Origin of the sequence: Mesorhizobium carmichaelinearum (genome assembly GCF_900199455.1) — a bacterium.
GTDB classification, from domain to species: domain Bacteria; phylum Pseudomonadota; class Alphaproteobacteria; order Rhizobiales; family Rhizobiaceae; genus Mesorhizobium; species Mesorhizobium carmichaelinearum.
Map to the genome: position 1 here is coordinate 321,899 of NZ_FZQR01000002.1, position 22,056 is coordinate 343,954.

The 22,056-nt window shown below is 63.5% G+C and carries 20 protein-coding genes; 16 read left to right on the forward strand and 4 right to left on the reverse strand.

Features of this window, described 5'->3' with window-relative positions:
• Nucleotides 1–74: 74 nt before the first annotated feature.
• The 3 genes from CKW40_RS04860 to CKW40_RS04870 form a co-directional block, all read right to left on the reverse strand.
• Nucleotides 75–1,040: a PDR/VanB family oxidoreductase gene (locus tag CKW40_RS04860; protein WP_095198790.1), complete on the reverse strand. Its 966-nt coding sequence runs from the start codon at nucleotides 1,038–1,040 to the stop codon at nucleotides 75–77.
• Nucleotides 1,037–1,633 carry a dimethylamine monooxygenase subunit DmmA family protein gene (locus tag CKW40_RS04865; RefSeq protein ID WP_095198791.1) on the reverse strand — a complete coding sequence of 199 codons (597 nt, stop codon included), beginning with the start codon at nucleotides 1,631–1,633 and terminating at the stop codon, nucleotides 1,037–1,039. Before CKW40_RS04865 ends, CKW40_RS04860 begins: the two co-directional genes overlap by 4 nt.
• Before the next feature lie 101 nt (nucleotides 1,634–1,734).
• Complete coding sequence (locus tag CKW40_RS04870; protein WP_095198792.1) at nucleotides 1,735–2,868, reverse strand: aminomethyl transferase family protein; 1,134 nt, start codon at nucleotides 2,866–2,868, stop codon at nucleotides 1,735–1,737.
• 286 nt (nucleotides 2,869–3,154) lie between these two features.
• Here CKW40_RS04870 and CKW40_RS04875 point away from each other — a divergent pair, with 286 nt between their 5' ends.
• The 16 genes from CKW40_RS04875 (at nucleotide 3,155) to CKW40_RS04950 (ending at nucleotide 20,570) form a co-directional block, all read left to right on the forward strand.
• Nucleotides 3,155–3,442, forward strand: a complete 288-nt coding sequence (locus CKW40_RS04875; protein ID WP_095198793.1) for a hypothetical protein — start codon at nucleotides 3,155–3,157, stop codon at nucleotides 3,440–3,442.
• A gap of 12 nt (nucleotides 3,443–3,454) precedes the next feature.
• Nucleotides 3,455–3,832: a hypothetical protein gene (locus CKW40_RS04880; RefSeq protein WP_019856864.1), complete on the forward strand. Its 378-nt coding sequence runs from the start codon at nucleotides 3,455–3,457 to the stop codon at nucleotides 3,830–3,832.
• Nucleotides 3,833–3,865: 33 nt separating this feature from the next.
• Nucleotides 3,866–4,027, forward strand: coding sequence for a hypothetical protein (locus CKW40_RS04885; RefSeq protein WP_095198794.1), 162 nt, complete (start codon nucleotides 3,866–3,868; stop codon nucleotides 4,025–4,027).
• Between the two features lie 12 nt (nucleotides 4,028–4,039).
• Nucleotides 4,040–5,446, forward strand: a complete 1,407-nt coding sequence (locus tag CKW40_RS04890) for an APC family permease (RefSeq protein WP_095198795.1) — start codon at nucleotides 4,040–4,042, stop codon at nucleotides 5,444–5,446.
• Nucleotides 5,447–5,491: 45 nt separating this feature from the next.
• On the forward strand, nucleotides 5,492–6,181 hold the full coding sequence (locus CKW40_RS04895) for a hypothetical protein (RefSeq protein ID WP_179297834.1): 690 nt from the start codon (nucleotides 5,492–5,494) through the stop codon (nucleotides 6,179–6,181).
• Complete coding sequence (locus CKW40_RS04900; protein WP_095198796.1) at nucleotides 6,178–6,507, forward strand: hypothetical protein; 330 nt, start codon at nucleotides 6,178–6,180, stop codon at nucleotides 6,505–6,507. Before CKW40_RS04895 ends, CKW40_RS04900 begins: the two co-directional genes overlap by 4 nt.
• A gap of 85 nt (nucleotides 6,508–6,592) precedes the next feature.
• Complete coding sequence (locus CKW40_RS04905) at nucleotides 6,593–7,489, forward strand: class II glutamine amidotransferase (protein WP_095198797.1); 897 nt, start codon at nucleotides 6,593–6,595, stop codon at nucleotides 7,487–7,489.
• A 4-nt stretch (nucleotides 7,490–7,493) separates the two neighbouring features.
• A complete protein-coding gene (locus tag CKW40_RS04910) occupies nucleotides 7,494–8,225 on the forward strand; it encodes a GltB/FmdC/FwdC-like GXGXG domain-containing protein (protein WP_095198798.1) in 732 nt (243 codons plus the stop codon).
• Between the two features lie 6 nt (nucleotides 8,226–8,231).
• Nucleotides 8,232–9,560, forward strand: a complete 1,329-nt coding sequence (locus tag CKW40_RS04915; RefSeq protein WP_010914750.1) for an FMN-binding glutamate synthase family protein — start codon at nucleotides 8,232–8,234, stop codon at nucleotides 9,558–9,560.
• 34 nt (nucleotides 9,561–9,594) lie between these two features.
• Nucleotides 9,595–10,902 carry a type III glutamate--ammonia ligase gene (gene glnT, locus CKW40_RS04920; RefSeq protein WP_095198799.1) on the forward strand — a complete coding sequence of 436 codons (1,308 nt, stop codon included), beginning with the start codon at nucleotides 9,595–9,597 and terminating at the stop codon, nucleotides 10,900–10,902.
• Between the two features lie 36 nt (nucleotides 10,903–10,938).
• Nucleotides 10,939–12,192, forward strand: coding sequence for a sarcosine oxidase subunit beta family protein (locus tag CKW40_RS04925; protein WP_095198800.1), 1,254 nt, complete (start codon nucleotides 10,939–10,941; stop codon nucleotides 12,190–12,192).
• A gap of 16 nt (nucleotides 12,193–12,208) precedes the next feature.
• Nucleotides 12,209–12,484: a sarcosine oxidase subunit delta gene (locus CKW40_RS04930; RefSeq protein WP_095198801.1), complete on the forward strand. Its 276-nt coding sequence runs from the start codon at nucleotides 12,209–12,211 to the stop codon at nucleotides 12,482–12,484.
• The gene (locus tag CKW40_RS04935) at nucleotides 12,484–15,465 is read left to right on the forward strand and encodes a sarcosine oxidase subunit alpha (RefSeq protein ID WP_095198802.1); all 2,982 of its coding nucleotides are present in this window, start codon (nucleotides 12,484–12,486) and stop codon (nucleotides 15,463–15,465) included. Before CKW40_RS04930 ends, CKW40_RS04935 begins: the two co-directional genes overlap by 1 nt.
• Nucleotides 15,458–16,078, forward strand: a complete 621-nt coding sequence (locus tag CKW40_RS04940) for a sarcosine oxidase subunit gamma (RefSeq protein WP_095199142.1) — start codon at nucleotides 15,458–15,460, stop codon at nucleotides 16,076–16,078. The genes CKW40_RS04935 and CKW40_RS04940 overlap by 8 nt, the downstream gene beginning before the upstream one ends.
• A 158-nt stretch (nucleotides 16,079–16,236) precedes the next feature.
• The gene (locus CKW40_RS04945; protein WP_095198803.1) at nucleotides 16,237–18,606 is read left to right on the forward strand and encodes a trimethylamine N-oxide demethylase; all 2,370 of its coding nucleotides are present in this window, start codon (nucleotides 16,237–16,239) and stop codon (nucleotides 18,604–18,606) included.
• Nucleotides 18,607–18,860: 254 nt separating this feature from the next.
• A complete protein-coding gene (locus CKW40_RS04950; RefSeq protein ID WP_095198804.1) occupies nucleotides 18,861–20,570 on the forward strand; it encodes a trimethylamine N-oxide permease in 1,710 nt (569 codons plus the stop codon).
• A gap of 74 nt (nucleotides 20,571–20,644) precedes the next feature.
• On the opposite strand, the gene CKW40_RS04955 is transcribed toward CKW40_RS04950, so the two are convergent.
• The gene (locus tag CKW40_RS04955) at nucleotides 20,645–22,000 is read right to left on the reverse strand and encodes an LLM class flavin-dependent oxidoreductase (RefSeq protein ID WP_095198805.1); all 1,356 of its coding nucleotides are present in this window, start codon (nucleotides 21,998–22,000) and stop codon (nucleotides 20,645–20,647) included.
• Nucleotides 22,001–22,056 lie beyond the last annotated feature (56 nt).

Here is a 22,056-nt window from a genome sequence, read left to right on the forward strand (position 1 = left end):
GGGATGCCCGCTCTATCTCTTTGTTTAGCCGCATTTCTGCGACGCCAAATGTATCCACTTGGCTGCAAAATGCTCTACCGCTCCAGCACCAGAGACCGGCCCTCGAAGCGCGAGACGCACGGCATGATCTTGCAGCCGGAGCGATGGTCTTCCTCGCTCAGCCAGTGGTCGTTGTGGATGAACTTGCCATCGTAAGAGATGACGTTGGTCTCGCACTGGCCGCAGACGCCGCCACGGCAGAGATAGGGCGGATCGACACCAGCCGCCTCGATGGCTTCGAGCAGGCTCTGCTGCTCGTCGACGCGGATCGTCTTGCCGCTGACGGCCAGCGTCACGTCGAAAGGCAGGCCGGGTTGGGGGGCGGCGAAATGCTCGAAATGCACGGCTTCCGACGGCCAACCCAAGGCGGCCGCACGGTCGCGCACCCAGTTGATCATGCCGGCCGGACCGCAGACATAGAGATGCGTGCCGAGCGGCTGTGTCGACAACAGCCGGTCGAGATCGATACGCTCGTCACGGTCGTCATGATAGAGCCTGATGCGCCTGTTGTAGCGCTCCCGTAGCACATCGGCATAGGTTCCCAGCGAAGCGGTGCGGCAGGTGTAATGCAGCTCGAAATTGCCGCCCTCCCCCGCCAGCTGTGCGGTCTGTGCCATGAAGGGCGTAATGCCGATGCCGCCGGCCAGCATCAGGTGTTTCTTGGCGCGCAGGTCGAGCGAGAACAGATTGACGGGATAGCTGATCACCATCTCCAGGCCTGGCTTGACCGACCGGTGCATGAACAGCGAGCCGCCGCGGCCGACATCGTCGCGCCGCACCGAGATGGTGTATTCGCGCGTGTCGAGCGGCGAACCCATCAGCGAATAGGGATTGAGCCTTGTGCGCTCGCCATCGCGCATTTCGACCACGACATGGGCGCCGCCGGAAAAGGTCGGCAACAGTTCCCCATCGCGCCGGCGGAAATGGAAGCGGGTGACCAGTTCGTTGACCGGAACGACATCGCTGACGACGACATCGAGTTTTGTGGTGCCGGTGCTCATGGGAAGGCCTCCTCGATCGGAGGAATCTCCGAGCGATCCTCGGCGTTGATGCAGACGCCCTGGAAAGCCGCCAGCCGCCGCGAATAGTGATCGCGCACCAGAAGCAGCAGGCCGCAATGCGCGCAGGTGGCGGGCTGCGTCGTCACGTTCTCGGTGATGCCTTTGCAGTGCACGCACTGCATGCGCCGCGCCAGCGAGCCGCGATGCTCGGTTTGCATGGAGGTGTGATCGATGCCGGCCTCGAGCGCCACCTGCATAGCCTGGCCGATCAACCCTTCGGTGCCACTGAGATAGAGGCGCAGGCCCATATGGGCGTTGCTCAGCGTCTGCTTCAGGCGCGGCAGCAGGCTGGCGAAGGACGGCGCGAGATGAAACTGCGCCGGCCTCAGCGCTTCGAGGGCGGCGACATGCTTGCCGTCGGGGCCTGGGATGAAGACGATCTCGGCGCCGCCGAAGAAACCGGGCGGAGCCGTCTTTGCCATATCAACGATCGCCAGCGCGCCTTCGGCATCGGCCAGGAAAAGATGGTGCTTGCCGGGCTGCGGAGACAAGGTTCCGTAAATGGGCCGGCTGATGATGGTCTTGGCTGCCATTCTCTCTTAGATCAGTTGGAGCATGATCTTGTCCGAAAACCGGTTCCCACTTTTCGGGATCATGCTCTAGTGCCTTAAAACCCCTGGCTGTTGATGATGCCTCAACCCTTGGCCGTGCGCTTGGTCTTTTTCGGATCGTCGAACGGCAATGGCTGCGCCGTCGCCTTGATCGACCCGCTCTTGTTGCGGATTTCGAGCTTGGTGTCCTTGACCGCGCAGTCGACGTCAAGGCGGGCGATGCCCATCGATTTCTTGACCAGCGGCGAATACATGGCGCAGGTCACCACGCCGACCTTCTTGCCGTCGCGATAGACCGGTGCGCCCTCATCGGCCGGCTCCTTGCCGTCGAGCAGCACACCATAGATCTTGAAGCGCTCCTTGCCCTTCAGCCGATAGTGCTCTTCGGCGCCGCGGAAGCCGGTCTTGCCGGGGCTGACGGTGAAGTCGAGGCCGAGCTCCCACAGCGTGTCGCCGGGGCCTTCATTGTCGAACGGATATTTCTGGGAATTGTCGTAGGGATAGAACAGCAGATAACTTTCGACCCGCAGCATATCGAGCGTGGTGAAGCGGCACGGGATGATGCCGGCGCTCTTGCCCTCGTCGAGAATCCTGTCCCAGATCGTGCCGGCATCCTGGCCGCGGCAGAAGATCTCGTAGCCGCGCTCGCCGGTATAGCCGGTGCGCGAGATCATGACGGGGAACCCGAAGAGCTGCGTCTGCATATGGTGGAAATAGTTGAGGTCGCGGATGCCCGGTACATGCTTGGCGAGATAGTCGACTGACGTCGGCCCCTGCAGCGACAGATCGTGCAGATTGTCGTCGAAGCGCAGCGAGACATCGCGGCCCATCGCGGCGCGCTGCAATTCCTCATGGCCGGTGCCCGAACCATGCACGACCATCCAGCTGTTCGGGCCGGTGCGGTAGAGGATGCAGTCGTCGGTGAATTTTCCCGCCTCGTTCAGCATGCAGGCATAGGCCGACTTGCCGGGGTAGATCTTTTCCACGTCGCGTGTGGTGGCGAGGTCGATGAGATGCGAGGCATGCGGCCCTGATATGTGCACCTTCTTCAGGCCCGACACATCCATCAGCCCGGCCTTGGTGCGGATGGCGATGTATTCTTCGTCGGCGTCCTTGTCGTAGGTCCAGGCGGTGCCCATGCCGCTCCAGTCTTCGAGCTTCGAACCCAGCGCGCGGTGGCGATCCGCCAGGGTCGAAAATCTCCAGGATGCCGTCATCCGCTCGTCCTCCGTTCAAAAATTCCATTGTTCCCTGCTCCTTGGCGCGAGGCCGGAGCTTTGGCCCGAATATTGATCGCAAACGTGGGAGGGCCGCAATCCCCTGAAAGCAAATAATTTCATTGTCAGGCAAAATCGACAGCCTCGAGCAAACGGTTAACTCAGCGTAAATTCGTCTTGACAATTGCGGTAAACGGTCTGAATTTATGAAAAAAATTTCACTCTCTTGAAAGAGAGCGGCGGGCGGTGGATTCGGAACCGGACGTCGGAAAAAAGGGGAAAACCGATGTCAGACCTGCAGCAGCGCATCGAAGCGCTGTACCGTTCCGACTTGCGCGGATCCGCGCTGCTGATCATCTGCCTGTGGGCGACGATCCTGTTCGTTCTCTTCATGACATGGCCGTACATTCCCGACAGCGGCATCAAGGCCGTCGTCGCGATTGCCGCCACCGCCGTGCTGATCTTCAACACCGCCGCGATCCTGGCGATGGTCAAGCACTACAAGGAAGACAAGGACTTCATCTACGGCCTCGATATCAAGAACGCCGACGCATCCCGCAACCGCAACTCCTGAAGGGTACAAGAGATGTCGCGCTATACGCCGCCGGAGCAGAGCAAGGCCGGCCAGGTTTTCGATATCGTCGTCGTCGTGGTCGCCATCTTCGTGGCGCTGTGGCTGCCGCTGAAGCTCGGCCTTGCGGGTGCTGCCAAATCCATCGACGCGCTCGACGCCAAGACCTGGGAAGCGCTTGGCCAGAACCCGACCATGGCCGCGATCTGGGAGAAACTCGGCTACACGCCCGAGACCGCGCATGACGTCATCCAGAACCGCTTCCACTACGTCATCGACTGGCCGACGCTGATCATCATGGCGGCGGTGCTGATCGGCTATTTCGTCTTCCTGTTCCGCGCATCCGACCGTGAATACCGCGACGTCATCAACGAAAAGTTCGACGACAAGTAAGAGTTCCGAAGACAAGCAATCGGGAGACGCACCATGTGGATTTCACTCTCTTACGCATGCTGGGGCATCTCGGTCGTGCTCGCTTTGTGGATGCTCTACGACTGGTTCAAGGTCGATACGACCTATTCCGAGGACGTTCTGACCTCGTCGCGCGAAGGCGAGCTTGAAGCCGTTTCCGAAAAACACCGGATCTGAGTGGGGACTGACATGACGGCTGCGGTTGAAACGGCACAAACGACGACAATCCACGGCGACAGGGTCTCGCTGCTGCGGGTGCTCGGCCCCGCCCATGTCTGGGCGCTCGGCGTCGGCATCGTTCTGGTCGGTGAGTTCACCGGCTGGAATTTTTCCGCCGACAAGGGCGGCACGCTGGCAGCCCTTATCGTATGCTGGGTCGTGGGCCTGCTTTACACATCCGTCGCCATGATCGATTCCGAGGTTACGTCGACCGTTGCCGCCGCTGGCGGCCAATACGCCCAGGCCAAGCACATCGTCGGACCGCTGATGGCGTTCAATGTGGCGCTGTTCCTGGTCTTTGCCTACACCATGCTTGAGGTCTCGGACGCCATCCTGCTCGGCCAAACAATCGTCGCCAAGGCCGGCATCCCAGATATGAGCTATAACTCCTTCATCGCCGCCACCATCGTCGTGCTGGCGTGGCTGAACTATCGCGGCGTGCTGATGACGCTCAACGTCAACTTCGTCATCACGGCAATCGCCTATGTCTCGATCGTCATCCTGTTCTTCTCGGTCAGCCCGTGGACGCAAGGGGCGGTGCTGAAGCTCAATGAACTGGTGACGCCGGGCAATGCGCTGCCCTACGGCTGGATCGGCGTCATCGCCGCTTTCCAGTTCGGCATCTGGTACTATCTCGGCATCGAAGGCACCACGCAGGCGGCCGAGGAAGTGCGTTCGCCAGCGCGCTCGCTGCCGTACGGCACCATGGCCGGCATGATCACGCTTTTGATCGCCGCCGCCATGACCTGGTATGTCTGCGCCTCGCTGATGCCGTGGGAATATCTCGGTATCACCCCTTATCCGCTGTGGGACGCCGGCAAGCTGACGGGCAGCCCACTGCTGGAAAACCTGCTGTTCATCGCGACGCTGCTTGCCGCTTTGGCCTCCGCGAATGGCTGCATCAACGATGCCGCGCGGGCCTGGTTCTCGCTTGGCCGCGACCGCTATCTGCCGAGCTGGTTCTCGGCGGTGCATCCGAAATACCGCACGCCCTACCGCTCGATCCTGTTCCTGCTGCCGATCGCGCTTGCCTTCGCCTTCATCGCCGACCTCAACCAGGCGATCACCTTCTCGATCCTGTCGGGCGTGCTGCAATACACCTTCATGAGCATCAACATCATGATGTTCCGCAAGAAGTGGCCACTGGGCACGATCCGCCGCGGCTACACGCACCCGTTCCATCCGCTGCCGGCGATTGTGCTGTTCTGCCTGTGCGTGGTGACATTCTTTGCGATCTTCCTCGGCTTCGGCTCGCAGCTGAGCGCCATGGTCGCCTTCTATTTCCTGATCTCGCTGTGGTTCCATTTCTACCGCTACAAATTCGTGCGGCGCGGCGACCAATTCACCATGCCGTGGCCGAAACCGCAGGGCTATTGATGGGAGACGGCCCGCCCCGATCCTTGGCGGGCCGGACATGACAAAATGTCCGAAGTGACATCAGCACTGCTTGTCGGGGCCATCGTCCTGGCTCTCGCCCTCCATCTTGCGTGGCTGGCGCGGCGCAGCCGCTACAGGGCATTGGTGGCGCTCGCCGCCGACGAGGCTGGCATTCGAGCAGTCATCGCCGACGCCGCCAATGTTTCGGACGGCACCGCCGGCGTCGTCACATGGGAAGGCTCGTGGAACGGCCAACGCGTTCAGCTGCGCACCATCGTCGATACGCTGGCGACGCGAAAACTGCCGGCGCGCTGGCTCAGCGTTTCGATCACCGAGAAGGTCGCGGTGCCAGCAACGTTCGACATGATGATGCGGCCGGGCTCGCCGACGACCTTCTCCAATTTCGATCATCTTCAGCACACGCTGCCCAAGGCTCCGGGATTTCCCCTCGAAGCGGTGCTACGGACAGACCGCCGCGGCACACGGTTCCCGCAAGGCATCATCGCCGAGCATCTGGAACCGTTTTCGGAGGGGCGCGCCAAGGAGCTGCTGATCACGCCAAACGGGGTGCGCATCGTCTGGCTGCTGGCCGAGGCCGAGCGGGCGCGCTACGGCGTTTTCCGGCAAGCCGCGTTCGGTGACGCGCAGATCGATCCGACGCTGATCGAGCGGCTGCTCACCTCTCTCTCGGCGCTGCGCGACGCCATCAACAAAAGCGAACGGCAAGCCGCATGACCAGTTCGAACACACAGCCGGCGCCGGTGAGCCCCTATCTCGTCCTCGGCGCGGCAATCGTGCTGCCGGCAAGCGGCCATGTCATTCTGGGCGTGCCGGTGCGCGGGCTGCAGTTTCTATTCTTCACGGTGATCCTGGCGTGGGTGACCGCCAAGATCGCGCCGCCCGACGCCAGCTTCATCGGCCGTCACGCCGGCGGCTTCCTGATCTATGCGCTATCGGTCCTCGACGCCTACAAGCTTGCCCGCATCCGCCATGCGCTACGGGTTCACAATGCCGCGCAGAGCAGTGACAATTCGCAGGGCGGCATCACGCCGCATACGTAACTACAGGAAAATTTTTTTCATGTGATTGAATTCAGGCAACGCATTCGGTACATCATCTCTTAGCTACAAACGCCGGGAGGCTGACATGTGTGGAATTGTCGGACTGTTTTTGAAGGACAAGTCGCTGGAGCCAAAGCTCGGCGCGATGCTGTCGGAAATGCTGGTCTCGCTCAGCGATCGCGGCCCCGACAGCGCAGGCATCGCCATCTATGGCGCGCCTTCCAGGAATGAAGCCAAGATCACCATCCAGTCGGCCAAGCCCGCACGCGATTTTCGCGATCTCGATACCGAGCTTGCCAAGGCGATCGGCGCGCCGGTGAGAATCGCGGTGAAGTCGACTCACGCGGTGGTCAGGACCACGCCGGCCAAGATCGACGAAGCGCGCGAGGCGATCCAGGCACTGCGTCCCGACATCCGCATCATGGGCGCCGGCGACGTGGTTGAGATCTACAAGGAAGTCGGCCTGCCGGAAGCGGTGGTCGATCGCTTCGACGTCCGCAAGATGACCGGCACGCATGGCATCGGCCACACCCGCATGGCGACAGAATCGGCGGTGACAACGATGGGCGCGCATCCCTTCTCGACCGGCGCCGACCAGTGCCTGGTGCACAATGGGTCTCTGTCCAACCACAACAATGTCCGCCGCGAACTGATCCGCGAAGGCATGAAATTCGAGACCGAGAACGACACCGAGGTTGCGGCCGCCTATCTCTCCTCGCAGATGGCGCATGGCAAGAACCTCGGCGAAGCGCTGGAAGGCACGCTCTCGGACCTCGACGGCTTCTTCACCTTCGTCGTCGGCACCAAGAACGGTTTTGGCGTGGTACGCGACCCGATCGCCTGCAAGCCCGCCGTGATGGCCGAGACCGACCAGTATGTCGCCTTCGGCTCGGAGTATCGCGCGCTGACCAAACTGCCCGGCATAGACAATGCGAGGGTCTGGGAACCGGAGCCCGCAACCGTCTATTTCTGGGAGCATTGAGTTCATGCCGGCAACCAAACTTTCAAAGGCGGCGGCGCACGACCACGCCTCTCGGGTGTTCGACCTCGACCAGATGTCGCTGCGCGAGCTCAACCAGGCGCTGCACAATCTGACGCCCGGCTCGAACGAAACGGCATGGGAAGTGCTGCACCCGAAGGGCAGCCATTCGGTCGCCGTCGGCGTCGACCAGCCCGTGACGATCGATGTGCGCGGCAGCGTCGGCTATTATTGCGGCGGCATGAATTCCGGCAGCACCATCACCGTGCACGGTTCGGCCGGACCCGGCGTCGGCGAGAACATGATGTCGGGCGCTATCATCGTGAAAGGCGACGCCAGCCAGTATGCGGGCGCCACCGGCAAGGGCGGACTGCTGGTCATCGAGGGCAATGCCTCTTCGCGCTGCGGCATCTCGATGAAAGGCATCGATATCGTCGTGCACGGCAATATCGGCCATATGTCCGCCTTCATGGCGCAGTCCGGCAATCTGGTGGTGCTGGGCGATGCCGGCGATGCGCTGGGCGATTCCATCTATGAGGCGCGGCTGTTCGTGCGCGGCAAGGTCGACAGCCTGGGCGCCGACTGCATCGCCAAGGAGATGCGGCCCGAGCACCTGGAACTATTGCAGGGCCTGCTCGACCGCGCCGGCGTCACCGGCGTCAAGCCGTCGGAGTTCAAGCGCTACGGTTCGGCGCGCACGCTCTACAATTTCAATATCGACAACGCCGACGCGTATTGAGGCAGCATGACCTATCGCAACCCGCCGACGACGCCGCGCAAATCCGCGACCTTCGACGACTACACGCTTTCCGAAATCCGCCGCGCCGCGGCGACCGGCATCTATGACATCAGGGGCGCCGGCGCCAAGCGCAAGCTGCCGCATTTCGACGACCTGCTGTTCCTCGGCGCCTCGATCTCGCGCTATCCGCTCGAGGGCTACCGCGAGCGCTGCGACACGTCGGTGGTGCTGGGATCACGCCATGCCAAGAAGCCTATCGAACTGAAAATCCCGATCACCATCGCCGGCATGAGCTTCGGCTCGCTGTCCGGCCCGGCCAAGGAAGCGCTCGGACGCGGCGCGACGCTGTCGGGCACCTCGACCACCACGGGCGATGGCGGCATGACCGAGGAAGAGCGCGGCCATTCCAAGCAGCTGGTCTACCAGTATCTGCCGTCTCGCTATGGCATGAATTTGCGTGATCTGCGCCGCGCCGATGCGATCGAGGTGGTTGTCGGCCAGGGCGCCAAGCCTGGCGGCGGCGGCATGCTGCTCGGCCAGAAGATCTCCGACCGCGTTGCCGAGATGCGCACGCTGCCGAAAGGCATCGACCAGCGCTCGGCCTCGCGCCATCCCGACTGGACCGGCCCGGACGATCTCGAGATCAAGATCCTCGAACTGCGCGAAATCACCGACTGGGAGAAGCCGATCTACGTCAAGGTCGGCGGCGCCCGCCCCTATTACGATACCGCGCTTGCGGTGAAGGCCGGTGCCGATGTCGTCGTCGTCGATGGCATGCAGGGCGGCACGGCGGCAACACAGGAAGTGTTCATCGAGAATGTCGGCCAGCCGACGCTGGCCTGCATCCGGCCAGCGGTGCAGGCGCTGCAGGATCTCGGCATGCACCGCAAGGTGCAGTTGATCGTCTCCGGCGGCATCCGCAACGGCGCCGACGTCGCCAAGGCACTGGCGCTCGGCGTCGACGCGGTCTCGATCGGTACCGCCGCCCTTGTCGCGCTCGGCGACAATGACCCCCGCTGGGAGGCGGAGTACAACGAGCTCGGCACCACAGCCGGCGCCTATGACGACTGGCATGAGGGCCGCGACCCCGCCGGCATCACCACGCAGGATCCGGAGCTGATGAAGCGCGTCGATCCGGTTGCCGCCGGTCGAAGGCTGGCGAACTACCTCAAGGTGATGACGCTGGAAGCACAGACCATTGCCCGCGCCTGCGGCAAGAACAGCCTGCACAATCTCGAACCCGAGGACCTCGTCGCATTGACGATCGAAGCCGCCGCCATGGCCGGCGTGCCGCTGGCCGGCACCAACTGGATACCGGGGAAAAACGGCTTCTAAAAACAGCATCCAAAGACATAAGCGAGGAATTATAATGGGGAACGATCTCGCCGCATTCGCCAAAGAGAACGGCGTCAAATATTTCATGATCTCCTACACCGACCTGTTCGGCGGCCAGCGCGCCAAGCTGGTGCCGGCACAGGCGATATCGGACATGCAGAAGGACGGCGCCGGCTTTGCCGGCTTCGCCACCTGGCTCGACCTGACGCCGGCGCATCCCGACATGCTGGCGGTACCGGATCCGGATTCGGTCATCCAGCTGCCATGGAAAAAGGAGGTGGCCTGGGTCGCCGCCAACTGCGTCATGGACGACAAGGAGGTCGACCAGACGCCACGCAACACGCTGCGGCGGCTGATCGCGGAGGCCGCCGGCGACGGCATGCATGTCAAGACCGGCGTCGAGGCCGAGTTCTTCCTGATCTCGCCCGACGGCAGCGTTATCTCAGACCAATATGACACGGCCTCGAAGCCCTGCTACGACCAGCAGGCGGTGATGCGCCGCTACGACGTCATCGCCGAGATCTGCGATCACATGCTGGCGCTCGGCTGGGGCCCCTACCAGAACGACCATGAAGACGCCAACGGCCAGTTCGAGATGAACTGGGCCTTCGACGACGTGCTCGCCACCGCCGACAAGCACTCCTTCTTCAAATTCATGGTCAAGTCGGTGGCCGAGAAGCACGGCTTGCGCGCCACCTTCATGCCAAAGCCCTTCCAGGGCCTGACCGGCAATGGCTGCCATGCCCACATTTCAGTGTGGGACAAGGCGGGCAAGACCAACGTGTTTGCCGACAATTCGATGGAACTCGGCCTGTCGGCCAAAGGCAAGAATTTCCTAGGCGGCATCATGAAGCACGCCTCCGCGCTTGCCGCGATCACCAACCCGACGGTCAATTCCTACAAGCGCATCAACGCGCCGCGCACGATTTCGGGCGCGACCTGGGCGCCGAACACGGTGACCTGGACCGGCAACAACCGCACCCACATGGTGCGCGTGCCTGGCCCCGGCCGCTTCGAACTGCGCCTGCCCGACGGTGCCGCCAACCCCTATCTCTTGCAGGCCGTGATCATCGCCGCCGGCCTCGACGGCATCCGCTCCAAGGCCGATCCCGGCAAGCGCTACGACATCGACATGTACCAGCACGGACACACGGTGAAAGGTGCGCCGAAACTGCCGCTCAACCTGCTCGACGCCTTGCGCGAGTTCGACAAGGACAAATCGCTCAAGGCGGCGCTGGGTGAGGAATTCTCGTCGGCCTACCTAAAGCTGAAGCACCAGGAATGGAATTCCTATGCTTCGCACTTCACGCAATGGGAGCGCGACCACACGCTGGACATCTGATGTCCGGCGTGAGGCGAGCGACCTCGGAATGAACGTATGAAATACTCGATCTTCTCGCTCGCACGCGCTGCCCTTTCCGGCCACAAGAACTGGCAGCGCACCTGGCGCGACGCCACGCCGAAGGACCGCTACGACGTGGTGATCATCGGCGGTGGCGGCCATGGCCTGGCCACCGCCTGGTTCCTCGCCAGCGAATACGGCATCAGGAACGTCGCCGTACTGGAAAAGGGCTGGATCGGCTCCGGCAATGCCGGCCGCAACACCACCATCATCCGCTCCAATTACGGCCTGCCCGGCAACACCGGCTTCTACGAATTGTCGATGAAGCTGTGGGAGCGGATGGAGCAAGACCTCAACTACAATGCGATGGTCAGCCAGCGCGGCGTCATCAACCTCTATCATTCCGACGCGCAGCGTGACGCCTATGCGCGGCGCGGCAACACCATGCGCATCAACGGCATCGATGCCGAACTGCTCGACCTCGCGGCGGTCAAGAAGATGATGCCGTTCCTGAACTTCGACAATCCGCGCTTTCCCGTGCAAGGCGGATTGCTGCAGCGGCGCGGCGGCACGGCGCGGCACGATGCCGTTGTCTGGGGCTACGCCCATGCGGCGAGCGGGCTCGGCGTCGACATCATCCAGAATTGCGAGGTGACCGGCTTTGTCACGGACACCAACGGCAAGGTAACCGGTGTCGAAACCTCGCGCGGCAGGATCGGCGCCGGCAAGGTCGGCATGGCGGTTGCCGGCTCCTCGTCGCGCGTCGCTGATATGGCGGGCTTGCGCCTGCCGATCGAAAGCCATGTGCTGCAGGCCTTCGTCTCCGAAGCGATCAAGCCGCTGATCCCGGGAGTGATGACCTTCGGCGCCGGCCATTTCTATGTCAGCCAGTCCGACAAGGGCGGCCTGGTCTTCGGCGGCGACATTGACGGCTACAATTCCTACGCCCAGCGCGGCAACATGCCCGTGATGGAGGATGTCTGCGAAGGTGGCATGGCGCTGATGCCGATGATCGGCCGTGTGCGGCTTTTGCGCCAGTGGGGCGGCATCATGGACATGTCGATGGATGGTTCGCCGATCATCGACAAGACGCCGGTCGACGGTCTCTACCTCAACGCCGGCTGGTGCTATGGCGGCTTCAAGGCGACGCCCGGCTCGGGCTTTGTCTTTGCCCATCTGCTGGCCCGCGACACGCCGCACGAAGAAGCTGCAAGGTTCCGCCTCGACCGCTTCCGGACTGGCGCCATGATCGACGAAAAGGGCCAAGGCGCCCAACCGAACCTGCACTGAGGACGGCCAGAAAATCATGCGAATTGTCTGTCCCTTCTGCGGCGAACGCGAACTCGGCGAGTTCACCTATCTCGGCGACGCCAAGCCGGTGCGGCCTGCGGCGGATGCCGGTGAGGATGCCGTCTACGACTATGTCTATCTGCGCGATAACATCGCCGGCATGATGAGCGAGAACTGGTACCATGGCGGCGGTTGCCGGGCGTGGCTGAAGGTCACCCGCAACACGCTGACACATGAGATTTCCGCTGTCGAACCGGCAGCGGGCGCCGGTGCGGCGAAGGTTGGCGCGTGATGGCCGGCGTGCAGACAAACCGGCTGGACAGTGGCGGCCTCATCGACCGCTCGGCACCGCTGAATTTCCGCTTCGACGGCAAGAGCTTTTCCGGCTTCCAGGGCGACACGCTGGCGTCGGCGCTCGTTGCCAATGGCGTCAAGCTGGTCGGCCGCTCGTTCAAATACCATCGCCCGCGCGGCATCCTGACCGCAGGCTCGGAAGAGCCCAACGCGCTGGTCGAACTGCGCACCGGCGCCCGGCGCGAGCCGAACACCAAGGCGACGACGGCCGAGCTTTATGAAGGGCTCGAGGCCGCCAGCCAGAACCGTTGGCCGTCGCTGCGCCACGATGTGATGTCGGTGAACCAGCTGTTCGCGCCGATCTTCGTCGCCGGCTTCTACTACAAGACCTTCATGTGGCCGGCGAAATTCTGGGAAGCGATCTACGAGCCGGCGATCCGCCGCGCCGCCGGCCTTGGCCGCGCTGCGGGCGTTGCCGATCCCGACCACTACGACAAGGCCTGGGCGCATTGCGATGTGCTGATCGCCGGTTCCGGCCCGGCCGGTCTGGCGGCAGCATTGGCCGCCGGCCGCAGCGGCGCCCGTGTCATCCTGTGCGAGGAAGATTTCACGCTTGGCGGCCGCCTGCTCTCCGATGGCGGCATGATCGATGGCCTGCCGGCTGCCGAATGGCTGGTGCGGACGCAGGCTGAGTTGGCGGCAATGCCCGATGTCCGCATCATGACGCGCACGACGCTGTTCGGCGTCTATGATGGCGGTACCTATGGCGCGCTGGAGCGGGTCAACGACCATTTGCCCTCGGCGCCCGAACATCAGGTGCGCCAGCGGCTGTGGCGGGTCGTGGCCAAACGCTGTGTGGTCGCGGCCGGCGCCCTCGAACGTCCCATCGTCTTTGCCGGCAACGACACGCCAGGCGTGATGATGGCGTCGGCGATGCGAACCTATGTCGGGCGCTATGCTGCCGTTCCTGCAAAGCGGGTCGCACTGTTCACCAACAACGAGGATGGCTGGCGCACAGTCGAGACAACGCTCGCAGCCGGGCTGCAGATCGCGGCGGTGATCGACGCACGGCCAGACGTTTCGCCGGCGCATCGTTCGCTGGCCTCCAAGAATGGCTTCACAGTGCTGCATGGCTCGGTCAGCGGCGTCGACGGCGGCAAGGATGGTGTCAGGAAAATCGCGGTGTCGCTGACCGGCGGCGCGCGCGCCGAAGTCGAAGCCGACGGGCTTGCCGTTTCCGGCGGCTGGAACCCGGCCGTCGGGCTGACCTCCTATCATCGCGGCCGGCCGAAATGGCGCGATGACATCGCCGCCTTCGTGCCCGACGGCGCGCCTCCCGGCATGGTCGCAGCGGGTGCCGCCAACGGCGATTTCGGCCTCGGCGCCTGCCTGAGCCAGGGGTTTGCCGCCGGGGCGGCAGCGGCACATGATACCGGACATGGCGGCGAGGCAGGCACCGCGCCAGTCGCTGACGACGAAGCTTTCGCGCTGACGCCGCTCTGGCATGTCGCCGGCAAGGGCAAGGCCTTCGTCGACTACCAGCACGACGTCACCGCGTCCGACATCGAACTCGCCCAGCGCGAGGGTTTCGAATCGGTCGAGCATCTGAAGCGTTACACGACGCTCGGCATGGCGACCGACCAGGGCAAGACCTCGAATGTCGCCGGCCTCGCCATCATGGCAGCGGTGAGCGGCCGCTCCATCCCCGAGACCGGAACGACGATCTACCGGCCGCCCTACGTGCCGGTCGCCATCGGCGCCTTTGCCGGCCATCATCGCGACGAGACCTTTCACGCGACACGGCTGACGCCTTCGCATCACTGGGCCGCCGAACAGGGCGCCGTCTTCGTCGACACAGGACTCTGGAAGCGGGCGCAGTGGTACCCCCGCGCCGGCGAGAAGGACTGGCTGGAATCGGTGACCCGCGAGGTCACGGCGGTGCGCGGCGGCGTCGGTTTCTGCGATGTCTCGACGCTCGGCAAGATCGACGTGCATGGCCCGGATGCCGGCGCCTTCCTCGACCGCGTCTACATCAACACCTTCTCCAACCTCGCCGTCGGCAAGGCGCGCTACGGGTTGATGCTGCGCGAGGACGGCATCGTCTATGATGACGGCACGACGTCGCGGCTGGCCGAGGACCACTATTTCCTGACCACTACCACGGCCAAGGCCGGACTGGTGATGCAGCATCTCGAATTCTGCCGGCAGGTGCTGTTTCCCGAGCTCGATGTGCAGTTGACTTCGGTCTCCGACCAGTGGGCGCAATTCTCCATCGCCGGCCCCAAGACCCGCGATCTGCTGAAGGAGATCGTCGACCCGGCGGAGGACCTTTCCAACGAAGGTTTTCCGTTCATGGCCGCGCGCGAAGTCGCTTTGCGCGGCGGTATCAGGGCGCGGCTGTTCCGCATCTCCTTCTCCGGCGAGATGGCGTTCGAGATTTCGGTGCCGGCCCGCTACGGCGAGGCGATGGCGCGCAATCTGATGCTGGCCGGCAAACAATTCGGCGTCACACCCTACGGCACCGAGGCACTCGGCGTGATGCGCGTTGAAAAGGGTCACATCGCCGGACCGGAACTGAGTGGCACGACGACCGCGGCCGATCTTGGCCTCGGCAAGATGATGTCGACCAAGAAAGATTTCATCGGCCGCGTCATGGCCGGCCGCGAAGCGCTGGTCGCGCCGGATCGTCAGGTCGTGGTCGGCATCAGACCAACGGACAGAGCGCGCCGGCTGCGCTCCGGTGCGCACATCATCCCGAAAGGGCAGACACCCGGGCCGGGTAACGACCAAGGCTATGTCACCTCGGTCTGCTTCTCGCCGACATCCGACCAGTGGATCGGGCTGGCGCTTGTCGAGCACGGCCGCGAACGCATCGGCGAGATAGTCCACGCGCATGACCCGATACGCGGCGAGGACTATGACGTCGAACTCTGCAATCCCGTCTTCTACGATCCGGATGGAGGGCGCCAGCGTGGCTGAGTTTTCCTGGGACATCCGCAGTCCACTCGAGCGGGCGCTTGTATCGGGTGCTTATGGTGCGCCGGGCGATGCCGGCGTGGCGCTGACTGAAATCCGCAATTTCGACCTGGTGCAAGTGATGGCGCGGCGCGGCAAGGCGGCGGAGATGAGCAAGGCTGCGAAGGGTAGGTTCGACGTCGCTGCGCCGGAAACGCCGAAGGTGGCCCGTACAGCCGACGCAACACTGATCTGGTCGGGACCAGATCAGTTTTTCGTCCTGTCGAAAGGCGGCAAGCACGGGATTGGAGCGCTTGGCCAAGCCTTCGCGCAATCGGCGTCGCTGTCCGACCAGTCGCATGCGCGAGTGCTGATCAGCGTATCCGGCACCAAGGCGCGGGCGATGTTGGCCAAGCTGTCGTCGATCGATCTGCACCCCGATGTGTTCGCGATTGGCGCGGCTGCCGCGACCTCGATGGACCACACCAGCGTCACGCTCTGGCGGAGCGCTGATCGGGATGGATTGGCCGTGTTCAGCGTTCTGGTGTTCGCGACATTCGCCGAGAGCCTGTGGCATACGATGCTGGACTCGGCTGCGGAGTATGGCTTGGCGATCAATCATTCCGAGGATCTTTAACTCGCCAAACTCGGAAGATAAGGCTGAGCAACGAACTCACACCTTGTTCACATCCGGCCCGCCCACCTTCGCCTTGCCAAACGCGATCCCCCTGCTATTCTTGCTGCTAAAATAATTTCACACACAGGCAAACTTGTTTCTCGAACCGCAAGGCTGAGATGAGCCAGTCGCCCTACCCCACGGTCACAGCCGGACCGCCGCGCCCGAGCCTCATCCTGAGGCCCGGCCAGATCGCGCTGCCGCCAGGCATGCAGCGTTACACGATCCAGGGCAATGGTGCGGTGCTGATCGAGGTCGAGGCGGGCGATACGATCACGGTGCGCAATGTCGAAGGCGGCCAGGCTTGCGAGTTGCTGGCCTGGGACGCCACAGGTGCCACCGATCCCTCCATCTTCGGTGAAAAATCGAACAGCAATGCCGCCGGCATCAAGGCACTGCTCACCGAGGGCGACGACAGTATCGGCGCGTTGCGGCGCGGCATTGCGCGCCGGCAGGTGGTGCTCGATCAGGCAAAGGCCGTGCGCGTGTTCGGCGCCGCGACACCCGCCGGGACGGAGCAGAGTTTCACCATCGCGCGCGACGGCTCGATGATCGTAGCCGCGCCAGGCGGCCCAATGCTCGTCGACGGCCATGACACGGCAACGCCGCTCGCCGTCATCGTTCGACGCGCCACGATCCGCCTGAAGACAAAATCGCAGCTTGCCGATCCGCTCGCCGATCCTGTGCTCGACCTGCGCGTCCATTCAGCGACGGCCGAATCCTACTTCGTCAAGGCCGGCGACTATCTGCAGATCATCGATGTCGATGGCCGCCAGTGCACCGATTTCCAGTGCTTCTCGGCGCGCAAGCTCGACAAGGGCCTCGACCATCCACTCGACGTGACGACGACCCGCACGCTGATGGGGTCGAGCTATCCGATGCCCGGCCTGCACTCGAAATATTACGACCAGGACATGGAGCCACTGGTCGAGGTGGTGCAGGACACATGCGGCCGGCACGATGCCTTCGCGCTCGCCTGTGCCGCCAAATATTACGACGACATCGGCTATCCCGGGCACACCAACTGCTCGGAGAATTTCAACGGCGCGCTGGCCGGCAAGGGCGTCAATCCGCGCGCCGGCTGGATGGCGATCAACTTCTTCTTCAACACCGCCATCGACGCGCATGGCGTCATGGTCTCGGACGAGCCGTGGTCGCGGCCCGGCGACTATGTGCTGTTGCGCGCGCTGACCGACATCGTCTGCGTGTCCTCCGCCTGCCCGGACGACACGACACCGGCCAATGGCTGGGATCTCACCGACATCCATGTGCGGAGCTATTCCGGCCAGCACAAATTCTCGCGAGCGATCGCCAGACGCATGACGCCCGATTCGGAACCGAAAATGACCCGCGAGACCGCCTTCCATTCGTCCTTCGCCAAGCACACCCGCAATTTCTCGGAATACAGGGGCTACTGGCTGGCCAACTCGTTCGCCAAGGACGGGCCGATCGCCGAATACTGGGCCTGCCGCCAGGATGCCGTGATCATGGACCTGTCGCCGCTCAGAAAATTCGAGGTCACCGGCCCGGATTCCGAAGCACTGCTGCAATACACGCTGACCCGCGACGTGAAGAAACTCGGCGTCGGCCAGGTCGTCTATTCGGCCATGTGCTACGAACATGGCGGCATGATCGACGACGGCACGCTGGTCAGGCTCGGCAAGGACAATTTCCGCTGGGTCGGCGGCGATGATCTGTCCGGCGAATGGCTGCGCGAAACCGCGAAGAAACTCGGCCTCAACGTGCTGGTACGTTCGTCGACCGACCAGATGCACAATGTCGCCGTGCAGGGGCCGAAGAGCCGCGATATCCTGAGAGAAGTGATCTGGACCTCGCCGCTGCAGCCGTCGATCGACGAGCTCGAATGGTTCCGCTTCGCCGTCGCCCGCATCGGTGGCGGCAACGGCATTCCGGTGGTCGTCTCGCGCACCGGCTATACCGGCGAGCTCGGCTACGAGATCTGGTGCCATCCGCGCGACGCGGAAAAGGTGTTCGACGCGATCTGGGAGGCCGGCCAGCCGCATGGGCTGAAGCCGATGGGCCTGCAAGCGCTCGACATGGTGCGCATCGAGGCCGGGCTGATCTTCGCGGGCTATGAATTTTCCGACCAGACCGATCCGTTCGAGGCCGGCATCGGCTTCACCGTGCCGCTGAAGACCAAGACCGACGATTTCATCGGCCGCGACGCGCTGATCCGGCGCAAGGAAAACCCGCAAAACAGACTGGTCGGGCTCGACATCGACAGCAATGTCGCGGTCAGTCATGGCGATTGCGTCCATGTCGGCCGCGCCCAGATTGGCGTCGTCACCTCGGGCACGCGCTCGCCGGTGCTCGGCAAGAACATCGCGCTGGCCAGGCTCGACGTCACCCATGCCGCCATCGGCACGGAGGTCGAGATCGGCAAGCTCGACGGCCATGCCAAACGGCTGCCGGCGCGAGTCGTCGCCTTCGCCCATTACGATCCGCAGAAGACCAGGCCGCGCTCCTGACTGCTGCCTTCCGCACAGCCAAAACCGCGCGCCGGCAGCGCCGCGAAGCGTATTGTGGCGTGCGCGCGTAAGCGTGATGTGCACGGCGTCACAAAACGCTTGACGTGAAAGCGCGCCGGATCAATCTTCACTGCTAAGAAAAAAATGCGACTGAGTGGAAACACCGGAGTCGTGCGGTCAAGTGCCGGGGAGCAAGCTTCGCAAAGCCGAGGCATCGCCGGCGGGGAACACTTACAAAAGGGGAAGTCACTGACATGAGCACCATTAGCACGGCCCTCGAGCAGCCTGCCGAAAGCAAGCTGCTCAGGCATATCGACTGGCGCGGCGCCTTCTGGGTGGCAAGCGGCGTTCCGGCGCTGGTCCTGTTTTCGATCGGCGGCATCGCCGGTACGACCGGAACGCTGGCCTTCCTGATCTGGACGGTGTCCATGATCATGGGGTTCCTGCAATCCTTCACCTATGCGGAGATCGCCGGCCTGTTCCCGAACAAGTCGGGCGGCGCCTCGATCTACGGCGCCACGGCCTGGCTGCGCTACTCCAAGTTCATCGCGCCGCTGTCGGTGTGGTGCAACTGGTTCGCCTGGTCGCCGGTGCTGTCGCTCGGCTGCTCGATCGCCGCCGCCTATATCCTCAACGCGCTGGCGCCGGTGCCGCTGTTCACCGAAACCTCGGCGGAAGTCGTCGCCTATATCGCGGCGCATGCCGGGACGGCGCCCGGCGATGCGATTGCCGCGGTGACGACCGCCGCGACACCGGCGATCCGCAACTGGACGCTGTACAGCCACACGCTGGGTCCGGTCTCCTTCACCTTCAATGCGACCTTCTTCATCGGCGCAGTGCTGATGCTGATCATCTTCTCGATCCAGCATCGCGGCATTCTCGGCACCGCCAATGTGCAGAAATATATCGGCCTGCTGGTCATCATCCCGATGCTGATCGTCGGCGTCGTGCCGATCTTCACCGGGCAGATCAACTGGGCCAACTTCTCGCCGCTGGTGCCGCTGGCCGCCGCCTATGCGCCGGACCCCGGCTCCTGGAACATCGCCGGCTGGACGCTGGTGCTTGGCGGCATGTTCATCGCCGCCTGGTCGACCTACGGTTTTGAAACCGCTGTCTGCTACACCTCCGAGTTCAAAAACCCCGGTACCGACACCTTCAAGGCCATCTTCTATTCCGGCCTGCTGTGCATGCTTCTGTTCATCCTGGTGCCTTTCACCTTCCAGGGCGTGCTGGGCCTCAACGGCATGCTGGCGACACCAATCGTCGATGGCTCCGGCGTGGCGGACGCGCTGGCCGGCATGGTCGGCGGCGGCAAGATTATCCACAGCCTCTTGGTGATGCTGATGATCCTGGCGCTGGTGCTGTGCATCATGACGGCGATGGCCGGCTCCTCGCGCACGCTCTACCAGGGCTCGGTCGATGGCTGGCTGCCGCGCTATCTCAGCCACGTCAACGAGCATGGCGCGCCGACCCGTGCCATGTGGACCGACCTCTGCTTCAACCTGATCGTGCTGGCCATCGCCTCGGCCGATGCGACGAGCTTCTTCTTCATCCTCGCCGTGTCGAACTGCGGCTACATCATCTTCAACTTCCTCAACCTCAATGCCGGCTGGATCCACCGCATCGACAACGGCCATATCGCGCGGCCCTGGAAGGCGCCGAGCTGGCTCCTGGGGATCGGGGCGATCTTCGCCTATGTCAATGCGATCTTCATGGGCGCCGGTGCCAAGGTGTGGAATCCGATGGCGCTGTGGGCCGGGCTGATCACGGCGGCGCTGATCATCCCGGTGTTCTGCTTCCGCCACTACATCCAGGACAAGGGCAAGTTCCCCGACCACATGCTGGCCGATCTCGGCATGACGGGAGCCGACCTCGCGGTGAAGAAAGCGGGCATGCTGCCTTATCTGACGCTGGTTGCCGGTGTTGTGGTGATGCTGCTCGCCAACTGGCTGTTCGTCATCTGACAGGCCGACTTAAAGAAACATCGGGCGCGCTTCGGCGCGCCCGATCCTTTTCCGCCACCGGCCGGAGCTTCGCGTCAACCGACCTTGCGGACCGCCGCCTTCGGGTCTTCGAAAAACCGGTTGGGCGGCCGCTTCAGGCCGAGATTCTCGCGCAGCGTCGAACCCTCATACTGCCGCCTGAAGATGCCGCGCCGCTGCAGCTCGGGCACCACCTTCTCGACGAAATCGTCGAGCCCGGCGGGCAGATAGGGAAACATGATGTTGAAGCCGTCCGATCCCTCGGTGACCAGCCATTCCTCCATCTCGTCGGCGATGGTCTGCGGCGTGCCGACGAAGGCGAGGCCGGAATAGCCGCCGAGCCTCTGGGCAAGCTGGCGGACCGTCAGATTTTCATTCCGGGCGAGCTCAATGACACGCTCGCGGCTGCTCTTCGAGGCATTGGTCTCCGGTATGTCAGGCAAAGCGGCATCGGGATCAAAGGCCGATGCGTCGTGTCCAAGCGCGATCGACAGCGAGGCAATGCCGCTCTCGTAATAGACCAGGCTGTCAAGCTTCGCCCGCTTGGCCCGGGCGTCCTCGACACTGTCGCCGACAATGACGAAGGCGCCAGGCAGGATCTTGATGTCGTCGCGCGAGCGGCCGAGTTTTTGTGCCCTGCCCTTGACGTCGGCAAAGAAGCGTTGCCCTGCGGCAAGATCACCATGGGCAGCGAAAATCACCTCCGCCGTCTCGGCGGCCAGTTGCCGCCCGGCCTCCGAGGCACCGGCCTGGACGATAACCGGCCAGCCCTGCACCGGCCGGGCTATGTTGAGCGGCCCACGCACCGAAAGGTGTTCGCCCTTGTGGTCCAGCACATGCAGCCTGGCCGGATCGAAATAGAGCCCGCTTTCGGCATCGCGGATGAAGGCGTCGTCGGCAAAGCTGTCCCACAGGCCGGTGACGACATCGTAGAATTCCCGCGCCCGGTGATAGCGCTCGTCATGCTCGACATGTTCGTCCAGCCCGAAGTTCAGCGCCGCATCGGGATTGGACGTGGTGACGATGTTCCAGCCGGCGCGGCCGCCGCTAATGTGGTCGAGCGACGCGAAGCGGCGGGCTATGTGATAGGGCGCATCGAAGGTCGTCGATGCGGTGGCGACCAGCCCGATATGGTCGGTGACGGCAGCCAGCGCCGACAGCAGCGTGAACGGCTCGAACGAGGTGACCGTGTGGCTGCGCCGCAGCGCCTCGATCGGCATGTTGAGCACCGCCAGGTGGTCGGCCATGAAGAAAGCGTCGAACTTCGCCGCCTCCAGCGTCTGCGCGAAACGCTTCAGATGCGCGAAGTTGAAGTTGGCGTCGGGATAGGCGCCGGGATAGCGCCAGGCGCCGGTGTGCAAGCTGACCGGGCGCATGAAGGCGCCGAGCCGCAATTGCCGTTTTTCTGCCATGGGAAGACACCTTGATGAGGACGAGCGTTGCCGCTCCGGTGCCGCTCAGCATGGAA

Coding starts and splice junctions, on each gene's coding strand:
- CKW40_RS04860 (WP_095198790.1), bottom strand. CDS start 1,040: ATGAGCACCGGCACCACAAAACTCGATGTCGTCGTCAGCGATGTCGTT.
- CKW40_RS04865 (WP_095198791.1), bottom strand. CDS start 1,633: ATGGCAGCCAAGACCATCATCAGCCGGCCCATTTACGGAACCTTGTCT.
- CKW40_RS04870 (WP_095198792.1), bottom strand. CDS start 2,868: ATGACGGCATCCTGGAGATTTTCGACCCTGGCGGATCGCCACCGCGCG.
- CKW40_RS04875 (WP_095198793.1), top strand. CDS start 3,155: ATGTCAGACCTGCAGCAGCGCATCGAAGCGCTGTACCGTTCCGACTTG.
- CKW40_RS04880 (WP_019856864.1), top strand. CDS start 3,455: ATGTCGCGCTATACGCCGCCGGAGCAGAGCAAGGCCGGCCAGGTTTTC.
- CKW40_RS04885 (WP_095198794.1), top strand. CDS start 3,866: ATGTGGATTTCACTCTCTTACGCATGCTGGGGCATCTCGGTCGTGCTC.
- CKW40_RS04890 (WP_095198795.1), top strand. CDS start 4,040: ATGACGGCTGCGGTTGAAACGGCACAAACGACGACAATCCACGGCGAC.
- CKW40_RS04895 (WP_179297834.1), top strand. CDS start 5,492: ATGTCCGAAGTGACATCAGCACTGCTTGTCGGGGCCATCGTCCTGGCT.
- CKW40_RS04900 (WP_095198796.1), top strand. CDS start 6,178: ATGACCAGTTCGAACACACAGCCGGCGCCGGTGAGCCCCTATCTCGTC.
- CKW40_RS04905 (WP_095198797.1), top strand. CDS start 6,593: ATGTGTGGAATTGTCGGACTGTTTTTGAAGGACAAGTCGCTGGAGCCA.
- CKW40_RS04910 (WP_095198798.1), top strand. CDS start 7,494: ATGCCGGCAACCAAACTTTCAAAGGCGGCGGCGCACGACCACGCCTCT.
- CKW40_RS04915 (WP_010914750.1), top strand. CDS start 8,232: ATGACCTATCGCAACCCGCCGACGACGCCGCGCAAATCCGCGACCTTC.
- glnT (WP_095198799.1), top strand. CDS start 9,595: ATGGGGAACGATCTCGCCGCATTCGCCAAAGAGAACGGCGTCAAATAT.
- CKW40_RS04925 (WP_095198800.1), top strand. CDS start 10,939: ATGAAATACTCGATCTTCTCGCTCGCACGCGCTGCCCTTTCCGGCCAC.
- CKW40_RS04930 (WP_095198801.1), top strand. CDS start 12,209: ATGCGAATTGTCTGTCCCTTCTGCGGCGAACGCGAACTCGGCGAGTTC.
- CKW40_RS04935 (WP_095198802.1), top strand. CDS start 12,484: ATGGCCGGCGTGCAGACAAACCGGCTGGACAGTGGCGGCCTCATCGAC.
- CKW40_RS04945 (WP_095198803.1), top strand. CDS start 16,237: ATGAGCCAGTCGCCCTACCCCACGGTCACAGCCGGACCGCCGCGCCCG.
- CKW40_RS04950 (WP_095198804.1), top strand. CDS start 18,861: ATGAGCACCATTAGCACGGCCCTCGAGCAGCCTGCCGAAAGCAAGCTG.
- CKW40_RS04955 (WP_095198805.1), bottom strand. CDS start 22,000: ATGGCAGAAAAACGGCAATTGCGGCTCGGCGCCTTCATGCGCCCGGTC.